16 protein-coding genes and 1 pseudogene are annotated in these 17,178 nt (G+C 54.0%); 13 read left to right on the forward strand and 4 right to left on the reverse strand.

The features are described 5' to 3' along the window. The first annotated feature begins 4 nt into the window (after positions 1-4). From AAFN47_RS26130 to AAFN47_RS26145, 4 genes are all read left to right on the forward strand, one after another. Positions 5-982: an ABC transporter permease gene (locus AAFN47_RS26130; protein ID WP_499812165.1), complete on the forward strand. Its 978-nt coding sequence runs from the start codon at positions 5-7 to the stop codon at positions 980-982. A 114-nt stretch (positions 983-1,096) separates the two neighbouring features. After that, positions 1,097-2,011: an ABC transporter permease gene (locus AAFN47_RS26135; RefSeq protein WP_499812166.1), complete on the forward strand. Its 915-nt coding sequence runs from the start codon at positions 1,097-1,099 to the stop codon at positions 2,009-2,011. Next, positions 2,008-2,979: an ABC transporter ATP-binding protein gene (locus AAFN47_RS26140; protein ID WP_499812167.1), complete on the forward strand. Its 972-nt coding sequence runs from the start codon at positions 2,008-2,010 to the stop codon at positions 2,977-2,979. Before AAFN47_RS26135 ends, AAFN47_RS26140 begins: the two co-directional genes overlap by 4 nt. Continuing rightward, positions 2,979-3,953 carry an ABC transporter ATP-binding protein gene (locus AAFN47_RS26145; RefSeq protein ID WP_499812168.1) on the forward strand — a complete coding sequence of 325 codons (975 nt, stop codon included), beginning with the start codon at positions 2,979-2,981 and terminating at the stop codon, positions 3,951-3,953. Before AAFN47_RS26140 ends, AAFN47_RS26145 begins: the two co-directional genes overlap by 1 nt. Here AAFN47_RS26145 and tnpC read toward each other — a convergent pair. Both tnpC and tnpB read right to left on the reverse strand, forming a co-directional pair. After that, positions 3,947-4,874, reverse strand: a pseudogene (tnpC, locus tag AAFN47_RS26150) (IS66 family transposase); the annotation flags it as partial. The gene AAFN47_RS26145 and the pseudogene tnpC overlap by 7 nt on opposite strands. 68 nt (positions 4,875-4,942) lie before the next feature. After that, complete coding sequence (gene tnpB / locus AAFN47_RS26155) at positions 4,943-5,296, reverse strand: IS66 family insertion sequence element accessory protein TnpB (RefSeq protein WP_499812169.1); 354 nt, start codon at positions 5,294-5,296, stop codon at positions 4,943-4,945. Between the two features lie 502 nt (positions 5,297-5,798). Between tnpB and AAFN47_RS26160 the strand changes: the two genes are divergently transcribed. Genes AAFN47_RS26160 through AAFN47_RS26200 form a run of 9 tightly spaced genes read left to right on the forward strand, consistent with a single transcriptional unit; the run spans position 5,799 to position 15,586 of the window. Continuing rightward, complete coding sequence (locus AAFN47_RS26160) at positions 5,799-7,511, forward strand: thiamine pyrophosphate-requiring protein (RefSeq protein ID WP_499812170.1); 1,713 nt, start codon at positions 5,799-5,801, stop codon at positions 7,509-7,511. A 9-nt stretch (positions 7,512-7,520) separates the two neighbouring features. Continuing rightward, complete coding sequence (locus tag AAFN47_RS26165; RefSeq protein ID WP_499812171.1) at positions 7,521-9,020, forward strand: aldehyde dehydrogenase family protein; 1,500 nt, start codon at positions 7,521-7,523, stop codon at positions 9,018-9,020. Next, the gene (locus AAFN47_RS26170) at positions 9,017-9,757 is read left to right on the forward strand and encodes an SDR family NAD(P)-dependent oxidoreductase (RefSeq protein ID WP_499812172.1); all 741 of its coding nucleotides are present in this window, start codon (positions 9,017-9,019) and stop codon (positions 9,755-9,757) included. The genes AAFN47_RS26165 and AAFN47_RS26170 overlap by 4 nt, the downstream gene beginning before the upstream one ends. A 23-nt stretch (positions 9,758-9,780) precedes the next feature. Then, positions 9,781-10,743 carry a TRAP transporter substrate-binding protein DctP gene (gene dctP / locus AAFN47_RS26175; protein ID WP_499812173.1) on the forward strand — a complete coding sequence of 321 codons (963 nt, stop codon included), beginning with the start codon at positions 9,781-9,783 and terminating at the stop codon, positions 10,741-10,743. Continuing rightward, entirely contained in the window at positions 10,740-11,282 is a 543-nt protein-coding gene (locus AAFN47_RS26180; RefSeq protein ID WP_499812174.1) for a TRAP transporter small permease, read from the forward strand. The genes dctP and AAFN47_RS26180 overlap by 4 nt, the downstream gene beginning before the upstream one ends. A 52-nt stretch (positions 11,283-11,334) precedes the next feature. Next, positions 11,335-12,594 (forward strand): TRAP transporter large permease, encoded by a 1,260-nt coding sequence (locus AAFN47_RS26185; protein ID WP_499812175.1) that lies wholly within the window; start codon positions 11,335-11,337, stop codon positions 12,592-12,594. Between the two features lie 15 nt (positions 12,595-12,609). After that, the gene (locus tag AAFN47_RS26190) at positions 12,610-13,809 is read left to right on the forward strand and encodes an FAD-dependent oxidoreductase (RefSeq protein ID WP_499812176.1); all 1,200 of its coding nucleotides are present in this window, start codon (positions 12,610-12,612) and stop codon (positions 13,807-13,809) included. A gap of 17 nt (positions 13,810-13,826) precedes the next feature. Next, entirely contained in the window at positions 13,827-14,207 is a 381-nt protein-coding gene (locus AAFN47_RS26195; RefSeq protein ID WP_499812177.1) for a cupin domain-containing protein, read from the forward strand. An 8-nt stretch (positions 14,208-14,215) separates the two neighbouring features. Next, positions 14,216-15,586 carry an amidase gene (locus AAFN47_RS26200; RefSeq protein ID WP_499812178.1) on the forward strand — a complete coding sequence of 457 codons (1,371 nt, stop codon included), beginning with the start codon at positions 14,216-14,218 and terminating at the stop codon, positions 15,584-15,586. Between the two features lie 3 nt (positions 15,587-15,589). On the opposite strand, the gene AAFN47_RS26205 is transcribed toward AAFN47_RS26200, so the two are convergent. Both AAFN47_RS26205 and AAFN47_RS26210 read right to left on the reverse strand, forming a co-directional pair. Further along, positions 15,590-16,300 carry a GntR family transcriptional regulator gene (locus AAFN47_RS26205; protein WP_499812179.1) on the reverse strand — a complete coding sequence of 237 codons (711 nt, stop codon included), beginning with the start codon at positions 16,298-16,300 and terminating at the stop codon, positions 15,590-15,592. Next, complete coding sequence (locus tag AAFN47_RS26210) at positions 16,300-16,947, reverse strand: DUF2848 domain-containing protein (protein ID WP_499812180.1); 648 nt, start codon at positions 16,945-16,947, stop codon at positions 16,300-16,302. Before AAFN47_RS26210 ends, AAFN47_RS26205 begins: the two co-directional genes overlap by 1 nt. Positions 16,948-17,178: the final 231 nt, after the last annotated feature.

Raw genomic sequence — 17,178 nt, forward strand, 5'->3', positions numbered from 1 at the left:
CTGTATGTCACTAAATTTTGTTCTGCGTCGTATCGGCTACGGGGTCATTCTGGTGCTCGCGGTTATTGTTCTCAATTTCCTGCTGATCCGTCTTGCCCCGGGTGATCCCGCATTGGTTATTGCGGGGGAAATGGGGGGAGTCACACCTGAAATTTTGGAGTCGATCCGTACGAAATACGGTCTCGACAAACCTTTATTTCACCAGCTGTGGATTTACGTAGCCGGGGTGCTGCAGGGGGAACTCGGGCAAAGCATGTTCTTCAACAAACCTGTCTTGTCCCTAATAGCACAACGGATTGGTCCCACAATATTGTTGGTATTTTCTGCACAACTGTTGGCAATGGTAATCGGTATAATTCTTGGCGTCCTTGCAGCGAATAAACCAAATGGCAAACTGTCTGGGCTTGTGTCAATTTTTGCATCAATTGGTTACTCGGTTCCCATATTCTGGACTGGGATCATGTTGATAATTCTGTTTTCGTCTATGTTTCCGATTTTTCCGGTCGAAGGGATGCGATCGGTCAGACTACGAGATGCTGGGCCGTTCATCCAGTTTGTTGATGTTCTGCACCATTTATGCCTCCCAGCAATTACTCTCGCCATCGTATACTTGGCTCAGTATGCCCGTCTGAGCAGGGCCTCAATGGTCGATGTTCTAGGGTCTGATTATATTCGTACGGCCAGAGCTAAGGGCTCGCCCGAGCGGACCGTCCTTTTCAAACATGCGTTGAGAAACGCTGCGCTACCGATCATTACCGTTGCCGGGTTGCAGTTCGGAAACCTGATCTCTGGTGCGGTGCTTGTAGAAACAGTTTTTAACTGGCCCGGATTGGGTCGATTGGCTTTCGATTCGATATTGCGTCGTGACTATTCCACAGTATTGGGTGTGCTTTTCTTTGCAGCATTGATGGTCGTGTCTGCCAATATCCTTACAGACATGGCCTACCGCTGGGTAGATCCGCGTTTAAAGGAGGGCGGATAATGCAAGTTTGCTTCTGCTTGCGCCTGAACTTAACCAAAAGTGTATGGGCAGTGGATCTCTCGGACCCCCATCTTACCCATTTCTTCAATCTCGGAAGAGCATCGGTTAGATGACATGAAAAACCATGAAGTCAATATGACTATTGATAATGATCCAGTTCGAACGATTGCCGAGCCGTTACAAGCGGTAAGCCCAGGGCGCGATGCGCTCAGGATGTTCATGAGAAATCCGCCTGCAATGTTCGGGCTGATACTGTTTCTAATCGTTCTGATTCTTTCTGTATACGGAGGCCTGTTCTATACAGGAGACCCCTACAACATTGTTTGGACGCCGCACGAGCCGCCACTAAGTAAACCTGGGCTTCCACTTGGCACAGACTATCTTGGGCGCGACATCGTTGCAGGAATGTTTGCGGGCGGCGCACCCACGTTGATGGTAGGTGCAAGCGCGGCAATCTTGACAATGGCTATAGGCGTCTCACTCGGCGCCTTGTCCGGGTACTATGGAGGTTGGGTTGATACCCTTTTAATGCGGGTAACCGAGTTTTTCCAGGTTGTTCCAACACTGCTTTTTGCAATGGTTCTGGTAACATTGTTTTCTCCTTCTCTGTGGACGGTCTCATTCGCAATAGGTGTTGTAAGCTGGCCCCAGACCGCACGGTTGACGCGGGCAGAATTCCTCAGAATACGAGAACTTGAGTACGTCCTTGGGGCGCGCGCGATAGGCTCACGAAACTCTCGTATTATCTGGAAAGTCATACTGCCAAATGCCGCGCCACCCTTGATTGTTTCTGCCACTCTCGCCATCGGTGTCGCAATTCTGTTTGAAGCGGGCTTGTCGTTTCTTGGTCTGGGCGATCCGAATGTCATGTCCTGGGGGTTGATGATTGGCGCCAACCGAAACGAAATTCTGGAAGCCTGGTGGCCTGTCACATTTCCCGGCCTGGCGATCTTCGTAACGGTTTTGGCAGTATCTCTCGTTGGAGACGGGTTGAATGATGCTTTCAATCCAAAACTTAGAGAACGATGAGTATGCTTCTGGAAATTGAAGATCTCGTTGTAACTTTCAAGTCTCAGCATGGAGAAGTGACGGCGATTGACGGGGTCTGCCTTCAGGTGGAAGAGGGTGAAACACTTGGGATCGTTGGCGAATCCGGGTGTGGTAAGTCGATTACCGCGCTGTCGGTTATGGGACTGGTGCCCTTTCCCGCTGGTCGGATTGCAGGTGGTTCTATCCGCTTGCGGGGCGAGGAAATGACCAAGGTAAGCGCGGCGCGCGCGCGTGCTGTGCGGGGAGGCGAAATGGCGATGATATTTCAGGAGCCAATGACCTCCTTGAATCCGCTTTTTTCGGTCGGATCGCAGATTTCAGAAGCGATCATGCTTCACAAGAATGTACGCTCGGACCAGGCGATGGCGGAGGCGATCGAGTTGCTGGAGAGGGTTGGCATACCCTCACCGGAAACAAGAGCGCGCAATTTTCCGCATCAAATGTCCGGCGGCATGCGTCAACGTGTCATGATTGCTATGGCTGTTTCCTGTCGGCCGAGTGTCTTGATTGCTGACGAGCCAACCACGGCCTTGGATGTGACGGTACAGGCACAAATATTCGACCTGCTGAATGAAGTTCAAAGAGAGTCCGGTGCCGCCATCATACTTATTACCCACGATATGGGTGCCGTATCAGAGATGGCCGACCGGGTCGCGGTGATGTATGCAGGGCGCGTGATTGAAGAAGGCATGGCTGACGATGTCTTGGACAATCCTCAACATCCCTATACCCGAGGACTGATTGATTGTGTTCCCAATGTTTCCAAGGGGTCTGCCGAACTCAAAGAAATACCTGGTATGGTTCCACCTTTGCATGCGTTAAAGGACGGTTGTTCGTTTGTTGACAGATGCTCGCATGCCTTCGCAAGATGTCGCTTGGAAAAGCCTGCTCTGAATGCATATCAATCTCACCCTGTCGCCTGTCACCTTTTGGAATCGAGCAAGTGATGAACCCCATACTGGACGTTCGCAATCTCACGGTTCGCTTTAGGTTGCCGCGTTCCTCATTGTTTGCGCCACCACGCTTTCTCGAGGCGGTTCGTTCGGTATCGTTCACGGTCGAAAGAGGCCGTGCGAGAGGGATCGTTGGAGAGTCCGGATCCGGAAAGACGACCGCTGCGATGGCTTCGGTATGTCTTACAAAAGCATCTGAAGGGAAAGTCTGTCTCGAGGGCGAGAATATTCTTGACCTGAAAGATGAAGCAATGCGTCTGCGGCGGCGTGATATCCAGGTCATCTTTCAGGACCCGTATTCCTCCTTGAATCCGCGGATGCGAGTTGGCGATATTGTTCGAGAGCCTCTTGATCTTACGGCTATTGGTAGTCGAACTGCTCGTGACGAGCGTGTAAGGGAATTGTTTTCGCTTGTCGGACTACGTCAAGACCAGATGGCGTTGTTTCCTCATCAGTTTTCGGGAGGGCAACGGCAAAGGATTTCGATCGCACGGGCATTGGCGACTAATCCGAAGGTTCTGGTCTGTGATGAGCCAGTCAGCGCATTAGATGTGGCAATCCAAGCTCAGATTCTGAACCTTTTGACCCGATTCAAACAGGAGCTTGGTTTGAGTTATTTGTTTATCAGCCATGATCTAGGGGTGGTTAGATACATATGTGACGACGTTAGTGTGATGTATCTGGGCAAGATTGTCGAACAGGCTCCAGTCGAGTCACTTTTTTCTAATCCCCAGCATCCCTATACACAAGCGCTGCTTGCAGCGGCACCCTCTCTGGAACGCCGAAAATCAAAAGGCTATGTTCGCGCTCTAGGTATTGAGGGTGATCCGCCATCTCCTATTGATCCACCACCTGGGTGTTCTTTCGCCTCCCGGTGTCCGCGAAAGCAGGAAATCTGTCTTAAGCAACAACCTACACTTGGGGAGACGGGAGTCCATCAAAGTGCATGCTTTTTTCCCGGGGCGTAGCCGTCCACCTGCAGAATGCCTGAGAAGCCCTGCAATATCTGTTCGGCATGCTGCCCGCCGCGGCCGGGGGCATAGGTGAAGGCCACACCGGGCGGCGCCCCGCCGTTCCACGGCCGGTCGTCGCGAGCCAATGCCCAGAAGTAGCCGGTTCTCGTTTTGCCGGAACCGGGATCGAGCACCGGGGCACGGGTTTCATCCATGAACAGCTTGGCGGACCGCTTCAGGTCTGCGATCAACGCATCAAAGACCGGACGCAATTCGAAAGCCGCACGGCCAACCCAGTCGGCAAGCGTGGGCCGGTCAAGATCAATGCCCTGGCGGCTCATGATTTGAGCCTGCCTGTATAAAGGCAGGTGGTCGGCATACTTGGATACCAACACATGGGCGATCGCGGCCTCGGTCGGCAGACCCGACTGGATCAGCCGAGCCGGCGCCGATGCCTAAACGACGCCATCGGTGCAGGAGCGGCAGGCGTATTTCGGGCGGCGGGTGACGATGACGCGGAACCGAGCCGGGATCACGTCCAGCCGCTCGGAGACATCCTCGCCGATAGGATGCAGACACCCGCCGCAGGAACAGATCAGGCTTTCCGGCTCAATGACCTCTTCGATACGGGGAAGATGCTTTGGCAAGGATCCGCGGTTGCCTGATCGTCGTTTGGGGGCTCGTCGTCTGTCGGGGCTATCTGCCTCCTCGGCATGAACCGCCGCAATGGCCGTTTCCAGATCCTCCAGCGCCAGATCGAACTGATCCGGGTCCCGTCTTTCGGATTTGCGCCCGAAGGCCGCCCTGCCTGAATGCGGCAACCAGCTTTTCCAGACGTTCGATCCGCTCATCCTTGCGCAGATTGCGCGCTTCCGAGGCAATCAGCATCGCTTTTAGGGCGGCAGGATCATCGGGCAGATCGGTGAGGGTCAGCATGGCTCGGCTCTATCAAATCCGGCGCTGGCTTGCGCGCAAAAAGCAACGCCCGAGTCATCGTGCCGCAGCTATTCGACGGCCGTTGGCGCACGCGCCTCGACGGCGCGAACGCGACGCCAGTCCAGACCTGCGAACAGAGCCTCGAACTGGGCATGGTTGAGCGTCATGAGCCCATCCCTGATGCCCGGCCAGGTGAACGCATGCTCCTCCAGCCGCTTGTAGACCATTACCAGCCCGCTGCCGTCCCAGTAGATGAGTTTCAGCCGGTCCGACCGGCGCGAGCGGAAGACGAACGCCGTTCCCGTGAACGGATCCTTGCGCAATTCGTTCTTCACCAGGGCCGCCAGACCGTCGTGGCCCTTGCGGAAGTCCACCGGCTTCGTTGCAACCACGACCCGCACCCGGCTCGACGGAAAGATCATGAGGACGCTGCAAGCGTACGCGCAACTGCAGCAATACGTCGGGCAGACGCACCTTCCTTCATGCGAACCGTTGCCGGGCCTATGATGATCTCAGGTTGCAGGTTAGCGCCGTCGGCGTTACTCCCGCTGGGATCGCCGACAACCATCGCCCCAAGTTCCACCGCGTCCTCGTGCGCAGGCGGAACCAGCCCGCCCCGTTGCGCAATCTACACTTTAACCCTGAGTGCACCCCCTGAGGGTGGACAGTGATCAGACCGCCGGGTTGTGTGCTGAATCACGAATAGCAAAGAAGCTCAAACACCAGACGACCCTAAAATTCCGTTTGCAGCTTCGAGCCACTGACGCCTAATCTTTCAGGGGTGCCGAACAGGAGCCTCCATTGCAAACGACCGAGAAGGTCGAACAAGATCTGTCTATTGATATTCTTCAGAAGAGATGCTGAAATTTCACTATTGAAACATAGAAATATTCATGCTATCGAAATGTTTAATGAGGTAAAAAATTGTCTGAAACATCATTTTCTGTCGCCGACGCTTTCCTGTCGCAACTCGCAAATCGCGGCGTTGACGTATTGTTCTATAACGCAGGAACTGATTTCCCGCCTATTGCTGAAGCATACGAAAAGGCCGAGCAAGAGGGACGCAAAGTACCGCGCGCGGTCCTGGTGCCTCACGAAAACGTCGCCGTGGCCGCAGCTCACGGCTACTATCTCGCCACTGGGCGAATGGCCGCTGTCATGGTTCACGTTGGATTGGGAACGGCAAACGCGATAAATGGAATCTTCAACGCGTGTCGCCAGAACATTCCGATCCTGCTGCTTGCAGGCAGGACGCCCTGGACAGAATCAGACCTGCTGGGTGCTCGCGATAATTACATTCATTGGGCGCAGGAGATGTTCGACCAGGCGGGAATGCTGCGAGAACTCGTAAAATGGGATTTCGAGCTCCGCCACCCGCATCAACTTGAAACGGCGATCGACCGTGGATTGGCGGTTGCAAATAGCGACGCAAAGGGACCGATTTACATGGTTCTGCCGCGTGAATTGCTCGCTTTTCCTGCCTCCGAGCCTCATCAAGTTGCTAAAGCCACCTTCCCGGCTCTTCAAGCAACGGGATTGCCCGAAGACGAATGCAGACACATAGTCTCTCACTGGCGGAAGGCCAAACGCCCCCTGGTGGTCACATCTTCAGCAGGCGCCGACCCCGACGTACCTGCCTTGCTTGGCCGGTTGGCCGAAATGTCTGGAACGCCTGTCGTCCAGTTCCGGCCCAGATATGTCAATCTCACTGGCGATCATCCCTGCCACGGCGGCTGGGACGCGTCGTCGCGATTGGCGCAAAGTGATTTCGTGCTGGTTCTTGATTCGGATGTACCGTGGATCCCGGACCAGGCAGAGCCCGATCCCAACGCCGTCATTGTGCATATCGCCCCGGACGCCTTGTTTTCGCGATATCCGTTGCGCGGTTTCCGCGCCGATATTGCCGTAAGCGCGAACATTAAGCGCGCCTTGCAGGATCTTCTCAACGCCTGGCCCAAAGTGTCCGAGGTCGTAGAAATGCGTCTCGAGGCGTTGCGCGCAGAAAGTCGAGCCCGGCGCGATGCGCGCGCCTCGCAGGTTGAAGACCTTGCCCTGCAGGAACCGATCCATCCATCCTGGGTCAGCCATTGTCTCGATACCATTTGCGACAGCGAAACCGTGCTGGTGAATGAATACCCCATCGATCTGGGAATGATGAGCCATGCGCACCCGGCGGGTTATTTCTCGCACAGTTCGGCTGGCGGCCTTGGCTGGGCGCTTGGCGCGGCGCAGGGCATCAAGCTGGGCTCGCCGGGAAAAACCGTCATAGCTGCAGTCGGTGACGGAGCCTACATGTTCGGCAACCCGGTTCCGGCGCACTACTCCGCGAAAATCAATGATGCGCCCACCCTTACCGTCATCTTCAACAATGGAATGTGGCTCGCGGTCCACCGCTCGACCGTGAGTATGTATCCTGCTGGAGCGGCGGCAAAGGCTAACCAACCGCCAATGGCGCAGCTCGATCAGGACGCCGCCTTCGAAGAGGCGATCAAGGTGAGCGGCGGATGGGGCGCCAAAGTCACCAAACCCGGCGATGTGCTGCCGCAACTGACTGAAGCACTGCGGGTCGTGCGTGAAGAACAACGGTCAGCCGTTTTAAATGTCTTGGTGAAGCCCGTTCTTGAGCGGAAAAGTTGAGATGAGGCCATGAAGTACATAAGGACAGGCGATTTCAATCCTGAAGCGGTCGAAATTCCACTGGGTTCGTTCATCAACGGTGAACTGATCCAGGGTGCAGGGGATGAACTCGATATCTTCCGACCGTCAGACGGCAAACTGGCGGGTACAGTCCGCCAGGCAAACGCTGCGGATGTCGAACGCGCCGTTTCGGGCGCCAGACAGGCTTTAGAGGTCTCAAACTGGGCCAGACTTGCGCCACGCGCCCGTGGCGAAATCATGCGGAACTGGGCGCAGCTTCTCGACGAGAATGCGGAATACCTGTCCCGACTGGAAGCCCTGAGTTCGTCGCGTCCCATAAAGGAATGCCGTGATCGCGACATTCCCGCTTCGGCTGACATGATCCGGTATTATGGCGAATGGACGGACAAAATGGCGGGCGACACTTTCGCCAGCGCCGACGCCATATTCAACACGACCATACGAGAACCCTACGGCGTCGTCGGCGCGATTTCTCCATGGAACGTGCCGATCCTGCTGGCGACGGTAAAATTCGCGCCGGCTCTCGCCGCCGGCAATGCGGTCGTTCTGAAACCATCCGAAATGACTCCCTTTTCCGCAATCGCATTCGCCCGGCTGGCGGTGGAGGCGGGCCTGCCCGCGGGCTTGTTCAACGTACTCGTGGGAACCGGCGAAGTGACGGGACGCCCTCTTGTTGTCCATCCCGACATCAGTTTCGTCGCCTTTACCGGCTCGACGAAGACCGGCCAGAGAATCATGACCGATTGCGCGCTTTCCGGTCCTAAACCTGTCAGTCTGGAGCTCGGCGGCAAAAGTCCGCAAATCGTCTTCGACGACGTCTCGGATCTGGATCGGGTCGCAAACGCCATCACAGCGGGTATGACGCGCAACAGCGGGCAGTTGTGCTTTTGCGGGAGCCGCCTTGTTGTTCAGAATGGCGTAGCCGACAGATTGCTTGAGATGGTGCTGAGCAAACTTCACTCCGTCATGAGTGGACCAACCTGGTCGGAGACAACCGGTCTGCCTCCCATAATATCTGATCTGCAGCGCCGGCGCATCGCGGGAATTCTGGCAAAGTCGGACGCCGCCGCCAGTAACACTCTTACGGGCGGCAACAGTTTCGATATGAACGGCGGCAAGTATTTCGAGCCCACCATCGTCATGGATGTGCCGACTGACGACGCGCTCTTCACCGAAGAGGTGTTCGGGCCCGTGCTCGCAGTCCAGCGGTTCGACGACTTCGATGAGGGACTGCGACTGGCGGATCATCCGGACTACGGCTTGACGGCCTCAGTGCATACCTCCAGCATCGATCGGGCAATGGCGGCCGCGCGGCGCATTGAAGCCGGCACTGTCTGGATCAACAATTTTGGTCGTACTGCAGACGTGTCCAGTCCGTTCGGCGGCTTCAAACGCTCCGGGTTCGGTAAGGAGTTCGGCCGAGAGGGTTACGAAAAATATCTTAAAACAAAGGCGATCTGGTTTCAGGGTGTGGAGACCGTGCAGTGACTGGTGCAATAGTCGTTACTGGTGGAGCTAAAGGAATCGGGCGCGCAATAGCTGAGGCGCTTCTGGATGATGGAAAGAAAGTGATTCTAGCTGATATCACTGGCGCTCCGCAAACAGCCGAACAACTGCAGAATGATCGCTGTTATGGCGTGAAATGCGATGTAACGTCACCAGACAGTATCAATCTTGCATTGTCCAAAGCGTGTGAGGATTTTTCCTCCATTTCTGGGTTGGTGAACAATGCCGGGCTTTATGCAACTCTTGAGCCGGGGTCGTTTCTTGAACAAACATCCGAAGATTGGCATCGGGTTCTGGACGTGAACGTTGTTGGCACGTTTAACATGTGTAAGGCTGTTGTTCCTTTGCTTAAAAAGAACGGTGGCGGTTCGATCGTGATGATCGGTTCCGGTGTTGCTTTTACCGGATTGCCAAACCTCCTTCACTATGTCGCTAGCAAAGGTGCGATTGTGTCGATGACACGCTCACTGGCCAACGAACTTGGTGACGATGGCATTCGTGTAAATTGCATAGCTCCTGGATTTACAATTTCAACAGGTGTTGAAGCAAATAGACACAAGTTTGAAAAAGTAAGCAAGCTGGCGATTTCTACGCGGGCCATTAAGCGCGACCAGTATCCGGCAGACATCACCGGGGCCGTAACCTTCCTTTGCAGCAAAACTGCATCCTTCATCACTGGCCAAACGCTTGTGGTCGATGGCGGTCGACACTTCCACTAAAATAGGAGACTGGGATGACTTGTATGACGATCAGAATTGCAGCGATCGGGGTGATGTTAGCGACTTTGTGTACAACTGGTGTCGCACAGGTGACGACATTGCGGGGAGTAAGCTGCTTTCCTGAGGGTACATATTACTCCCAGCGATTTGAGACTTTTGTTGAGAAGGTTAATGAACGCGGAGAGGGGCTTATCAAGATCAATTATCTTGGTGGCGCACCCAAGGTCATGGCAACCCTAGAGGTAGGTAAAAATCTCAAGGACGGAATCGTCGACATCATCGGCTGCACTCTGGGTTTTTACTTGAATGTGGTGCCGGAAGCGGATGCGTTAAAGATGATTGAGGTTCCTGTTTCAGAATTGCGCCAAAATGGCGGTATGGCATTGCTTGATGAAATACATCTCGCAAAGATGAACGCTCACTATTTGGGGTTAGTAAACAGCCATGCACAGTTCCACATTTACCTTACTAAAGAAATTGATAAGCCAGATCTTTCAGGACTCAAAATTCGGGTGAGTTCTGTTTATCGTAAACTGGTGGAAGCGCTGGGCGGGACTGCGGTTACTGCACCGCCATCGGACGTATATACCATGCTGGAGCGAGGCACAGTTGATGGGCTTGGGTGGCCGTCAGCTGGCATATTCGACTTCAGTTGGGAAGATGTCATTAAATACCGTGTGGATCCAGGTTTCTATCAGACAGAGATCAATATCCTCGTTGGCAAGGATGCTTGGTTAAGGCTCACGAAGGAACAGCAGGCAATCCTAAACGATGTGATGCTTGAACTAGAGGCGGAGGACGCCAAAGAAGCAGAATACGCTGCAAAACAAAAGGAAATGCAGGCTGATGCTGGTATCGAGGTGATTGAATTTTCGCCAGATGCGAAAGCTGTCTTTTTGGAAACTGCCTACAATGCTGCTTGGGACGATATTATCGAGAAAAGTCCCGCGTACGGTCCTCGCTTGAAAGAACTGTTCTCCAAGTGAGCGACTACACCAACAACTGTATTTGGCGGGCAAACATGGTCAGATTCGACTATTGGCTTGGCTATCTTGTGAATGGGTTGGGTATGACTTCTGCTCTTGCGATCAGTGCTGTCACAGTGCTGATCGCACTCGATATCGCAGTGCGTTACTTGAAGCTAGGGGCACTGCCGTGGGCAGTCGAGATCGTCGAATATGTCATCTACGCTGCTACTTTTGTCGGTGCGCCCTGGGTGCTGCGAAAACATGGTCATGTCCGCATGGACGCCATGCTCACCAAGCTAAATAGCGGTGTGCGCCGCTTTGTTGATGCAGTTGTTTCGCTAATCGGCATATTCGTGTCTGCTATACTTATGGTGTACGGATATATTGCGGCTCACAATGCGTGGCAGGAAAATCTATTTGCATACAAAAGTTTGACATATCCGGAATGGTTGCTGCTTTCACCGATCCCGGTATGTGGTTTCGTTCTTTGCCTTCAATTCTTTTCACGGCTATTTTTAAGTTCTGATAAAGAAGCCGTCACTAGTACGGGGCTTTGAGATGGAGTGGGGTTATGCACTCCTAGTAATGCTTGGCACCGTGGGTTTTCTCATGTTACTCAGTGTGCCCGTTGCTTTTGCTTTTTTGTCAGCGAATATTCTCGGCGCCGTTCTGTTCCTCGGCGGCAGTGCGGGCTTGGTATCCTTTGTGCGTGGGATGGTCAGTTCAGTGGCCAACTACAATCTTGCACCTATTCCACTATTTATCTTCATGGGAGAGATACTTTTTCGAACTGGTGTAGCTTATTCGGCTATCAACGCTGTTGATAGGCTTATAAGCAAGGTTCCTGGTCGTCTGTCGATCGTTGCTTTGGGTGGAGGAACCGTTTTTTCGGCTCTCTCGGGGTCAACAATAGCGAATACCGCCATGTTGGGCGGTGTAATGCTCCCTGAAATGCAGAAACGTGGATACAGCCCAGCGTTGTCCATGGGGCCGATTATGGCGGTGGGTGGAATTGCGATGTTGATTCCACCAAGCGCACTGGCTGTTCTGTTGGCAAGTCTGGCGCGCATGCCGGTCGCGGAACTCTTGGCCGGGGGGATTATACCAGGTCTCTTAATGGCCGGCCTGTTCATTAGCTATGTCGTGGTGCGAAGTTCACTCAATCCTCGGCTAGCACCTACTTATGACATGCAAAAATTCACCTGGCGTGAGCGGATTGTTCCGTTTCTTACTGACGTATTGCCTTTATCCTTGGTGTTTATATCGGTGTTAGGCAGCATCATTGCCGGAATTGCATCGCCAACAGAGTCTGCTGCATTGGGCGCGCTCAGTGCCTTGTTGTTGGCGGCATACTATCGAAAATTGAGTTGGCGCTCTCTGTGGATGGCCATTGAAGAAACCGGAAAAACGTCAGTGATGATATTATTTATCGTTGCCTGTTCGACCACGTTTTCACAGATCCTTGCTTTTTCTGGTGCAACTGATGGCGCTCTGACACTAATCCTCCAGCGCGAAATGACCCCGTTAGTGGCGATGGCCGTCATGATGATGGTGCTTGTTGTCCTTGGGTGCTTTGTTGATCAGATCAGCATGATGTTGATTACCTTGCCATTTTTCTTACCAATGGCTGATGCACTTGGCGTAAACGAGATATGGCTCGGTGTAATGATGCTCATCGCTATTGAACTGGGGCTTATTACACCGCCTTTTGGTCTACTGATATTTGTGATGAAGGGCGTAGTAGGCGATAGCTACGGAATTCGGACTATTTATGCTGCCGCGTTTCCGTTTGTGCTTCTTGAACTGATTGTTCTTGCGGTACTTTTATTGATTCCGAACATTGTAACATTTTTACCAAGTTACCTTTAAATGTGTGGGGGCGTTATGACTCTTGAATGTGACGTATGTATTGTCGGAGCGGGTCCGGCGGGCCTGTCCCTGGCGGCCTGGTTGTCTGCTCAGGGGATTGAGACAATATGCATCGAACGTAACGACAGTCTGGCGCTGGATCTGCGTGCATCTACTTTCCACCCGTCCACGCTGGATATGCTTGATGAACTTGGCGTGGTGGAGAGCATGAAACGCGGAGGCGTTGTCGTGCCCAACTACCAGATATGGGACCGACAGGGACTCGAGATATTGGCGGATTTTCAGTTTGAACTGATTTCCGATCGCACCAAGCACCCGTACCGCCTCCAGTTTGAACAGCACAAACTTACCCCTCTGCTGGCGGCGTATCTCGAAAACCTGCCCAACAACCGGCTTTTGTTTTCCACCAGCTACACATCGCATGAAGCAAAGAGCACGGGCGTTGTCACAACTGCCGAGGGGCCGGACGGACCTGTCATCATTTCCTCGAAGTTTCTGGTCGGAGCCGATGGCGTAGGATCTGCAGTACGCACCAATGCCGAAATCGAATATGAAGGCTTCACCTATCCCGAACGGTTTTATTCAATGAGCACGCCGTTTCGCTTCGAGGATAATTTGAGTGACCTGTCCTACGTCACCTACATCGCCGATCCGAGGGAGTGGTGCCTGATGCTGCGCACGCCCGAATTATGGCGCCTGATGTTTCCTGTGCCGCCGGACGAAGATGAAAAACAGACATTATCGGACGAGGCGACACAGGGCCGCTTGCAGGGATTTTACCGGCTGGGCGAAGACTATGAGGTTCGGCATCGCACCCTGTACCGCGTGCAACAGCGCGTGGCTGAAACCTATCGTCGGGGTCGAGTGATCCTGGTGGGCGACGCCGCCCACGCAAACAATCCGCTGGGCGGGATGGGGCTCAACAGCGGCGTTCACGATGCCTATAACCTGAAAAACAAGTTGCTGGCGGTGCTTGACGGATCTGCGGACGAAACATTGCTCGACACATATTCCAACCAGCGCAGGATGGTTTCCATCGAACACGTGAACAAACAGTCGGCGGAAAACAAGAAACGTCTGGAAGCTTCCAGCCCGGAGGCCCGTAAAGCCTATCGGGAGGAACTGGAAAACGTTACCTCCGATATCGAAAAAACCCGGGCGCATCTGCTGCGCACCTCGCTGATCGAAAGCCTCGATCAGGCGTCCAGAATATAAACGCCAAGGAGGCTCACATGCCTGTCAACAAACTGCATCTCGAATTCACTGGCCTGAACATGGACGACGGCTGGGAAGTTCCTGCTGGCTATCCGTCGGGTATTCAACAGAAAATACTTTCCGGTTCGCTGGATGAGGACGGCGAACGCGGCAGCAGATCGCGTTTGCTTCGCTTCGATCCCGGCGTATTCACCACCGCTCCCTTTGTACACCCATACTGGGAAGAGGTATTCCTCATCAGTGGCGACCTCACGGTTGGAAACGACGAAAACGGAGAAGGCGGCGAGGCCTTCAAGCCATTCACATACGCCTGCCGGCCGCCGGGCGCCTATCATGGTCCGTTCAAATCCGAAAAGGGCTGCCTGCTCTTCGAAATCCATTACTTTGATCCTGTGTGACCAACGACATGAATGGACGCAAATTTCCACGTTCTTTGCGCGAAGCCGCAGACCAATTGTCGAACGCCGATACGACAGCGCGTAACCTTGTCGAGGAGGCGCTGTCCAACATTCACCGACCGGACGGCGAAGGCGCCCGTGCATTTGTGGAGCTGTACGAAGACGAGGCTCGCAGATCCGCGGACTACTGGGACGGCCAGCGCAAGGCAGGCCGTCTGCCGTCCCCGTTTGCCGGCGCGCCCATTTCGATCAAGGACCTGTTTGACGACGCCGGCCATACGACACGCGCCGGATCGAAAGTCATGTCGGACAATCCGGTTACCGGCCGTACCAACATTGCTGTCGAAAGGTTGCGCAAGGCCGGCTTCATTGTGATGGGCCGGACAAACATGACTGAGCTTGCCTATTCCGGGCTTGGCATGAATCCGCATTTCGGCACGCCCCTCAATCCATACGACAGGGAAACAGGCCGCATCCCCGGAGGTTCGAGTTCGGGCGCGGTCGTCTCGGTAACGGATGATATGGCGCTGATGGGTCTCGGATCAGATACCGGCGGTTCATGCAGAATTCCCGCCGCCCTCTGCGGCGTTGTCGGATTCAAGCCCACCCAGGACAAGAGTCTGCTGGCTGATATGGTTCCGCTGTCGCCGACCCTAGATACGGTAGGCTGCATGGCCAATTCCGTCGAATGCTGCAGAATTGCGACAGAATTCACGACTGGCAAGGCGCTTACTGAGAATGCGGAAGCCATCGGCGAGATTCGCCTGGTTGTGCCTGAAAGCATCGTATTCGATCAGGTGTCGGACTACGTCATGGCTTGCTTTGACAAGGCCATGAAGACCCTCGAGATCGGCGGATTCTCCATTCGGAACGCGCCAACTTCGCTATTCGCCAATGCTGGCGACCTGTCCAGCAAGGGCGGGTTTCCGGCGGGTGAGGCCTATGCTCATTTCGCCGCCCTGTTGAAGGAAAGAGGGGAAGTGTTCGATCCGCGGGTGAAATCACGCATCGAAAGGGGAAAAGCGCAGGACGACACCGACCGTGCAATGCTGAAGACGGCGAGGACAAGGCTGATCGAAGACTTCAATTCGCTGATGACTGAATTGAACGCCGTTGTTTATCCCACCGTGCCCGATACTGCGCCTGCCCTGTCCGACCTTTCGGATGAGGAAGAATACGGCAGGGTCAATCTTCTGTTCCTGCGCAACTCGACATTGATCAATCTCGTCGACGGATGTGCTATCTCCATTCCGATTCACGAGAAGGGAAACGCGCCCGTCGGCCTGACCATTGCGATGCCGCGAGGCCAGGACGCACGGTTGATTGCGCTGGCTGCAAGGGCCGAAGCCATTGTTAACGGATCCAGTTTGCCTCGATAGGGCTCAAATACTCTTTGAAATATTCGACAGGAAGGATGATATGTGGTCTTCCATTGCCACGCGCGCTGCTTCAGCATCGCGTCCGGCAATCGCCTCGCATATAGCTTCATGTTCTGACTGTACACGTCGCAACTGTTCGATATTGTTCAGAGAAATGAACCAGACGCGGAGGGATTTTTCCTGTAATTGTCTGGACACATCGGCGAGGATCCTGTTCTGGGTAGCTGCTGCAATCTCCGAATGGAAATCCCGGTCCAGCAACATTAGCTGCTCGACGTCACGGTCCTGCGCCGCTTCTTCCGACAGCTTCAGCAATTGCTTCATGCGTTCGATCTGTTCACGGGTCGCGCGATCCGCAGCCATTGCCGCGCAGGACGTTTCGTTGACCTGGCGAGCTTCAGCCACATCGGAAATTTCATTCATCGAGATGGGCTTGATGATGATTCCCTTGCGCGGAATCATCTCAATAAGTCCCTCGATCTTTAGCCTGTTGAACGCGTTATGAACCGGCGTGCGGCTCAGTCCGAGATCACTACATACCAGAGTTTCATTGATGTACTGGCCAGGCTGGTAAGCACACGTAATGACATTGTGCTTGACTATTTCATAGGCCTGATCATTCAGTGACGTTTCCCCGGAGCGACTGGCGGGACGCCACTCGATTGGTGTCGTATTTCTCTTTGCAGTTGACGCAGACGATTTAGTTTTGCTCACTACGATCTCAATTCAATTTCTGAAACGCTGTAAGTGTGACCAAGTTTCCGATCAAGGACCGGATCCTCTATCTCAAGCCGATAGGAGACAGCCGGACGAATACCGCCTATGGCGCCGAACGTGCCGCAGAACATCAAATCACCATTGCGCATTGGATCACTCCGCGTATCCCGCTCTGCGAGCAAAGTTTCAGGAGACATTAGCTCGCTCATAGCACCTTCTTGATACATTTCGAAAGCTTCTCCACCGAAATTCGCCCAGCACCGCATGACAAGCTGATCCCAATGGTCCTGCACCTCCTTGTAGGACCACAGTCGGCTTGCAATCGGCTTGTCGCAAAGTTGCTTGGAGTGCATGATCCCAAACGCTTCCAGATCACGGTCCGTATGATCGGAGCCCACACTGACAAAGAGCTCGTCGCCATCCATTATAAGCACGCACTCTACTTCGCCGCTGGAATTGCCGCCGATCATGTCAACAGTCGGAGACTGGGTCAGGCGGGAAGGAGATACCTCATAAAACATCGGTACGCGGGATGGTGGTGAAACGCCGATATCGCTGAGCTCATCGATATGGTGCTGGGTGGCTTTTCTATCTCTGCCAGCAAAACCCGCAATCAGGACTCGGTTTAGCAGGAACTCGCGCAAAACTACTCTCTGACTGTGCTGGAGTTGGAACTGGATAGGGAGCGACGCGCGCTCTGCTGGAACCGTGGTTGGGCGAGGGTCTATCTTTGGGTTGTGCATTTGTTACTCGTGAGTGCTTTGGGATCCAAGCCGGGTAATCCCGGCATCATCGCTGTAGTAACACAAGTGAAGCTGTAATGAAAGCATTGTGAAATTTCAGAATAAGTGTAATGATCAAGCGTCTGAAACCGG

This window comes from Hoeflea sp. CAU 1731, assembly GCF_039888615.1.
Lineage (GTDB): Bacteria > Pseudomonadota > Alphaproteobacteria > Rhizobiales > Rhizobiaceae > Flavimaribacter.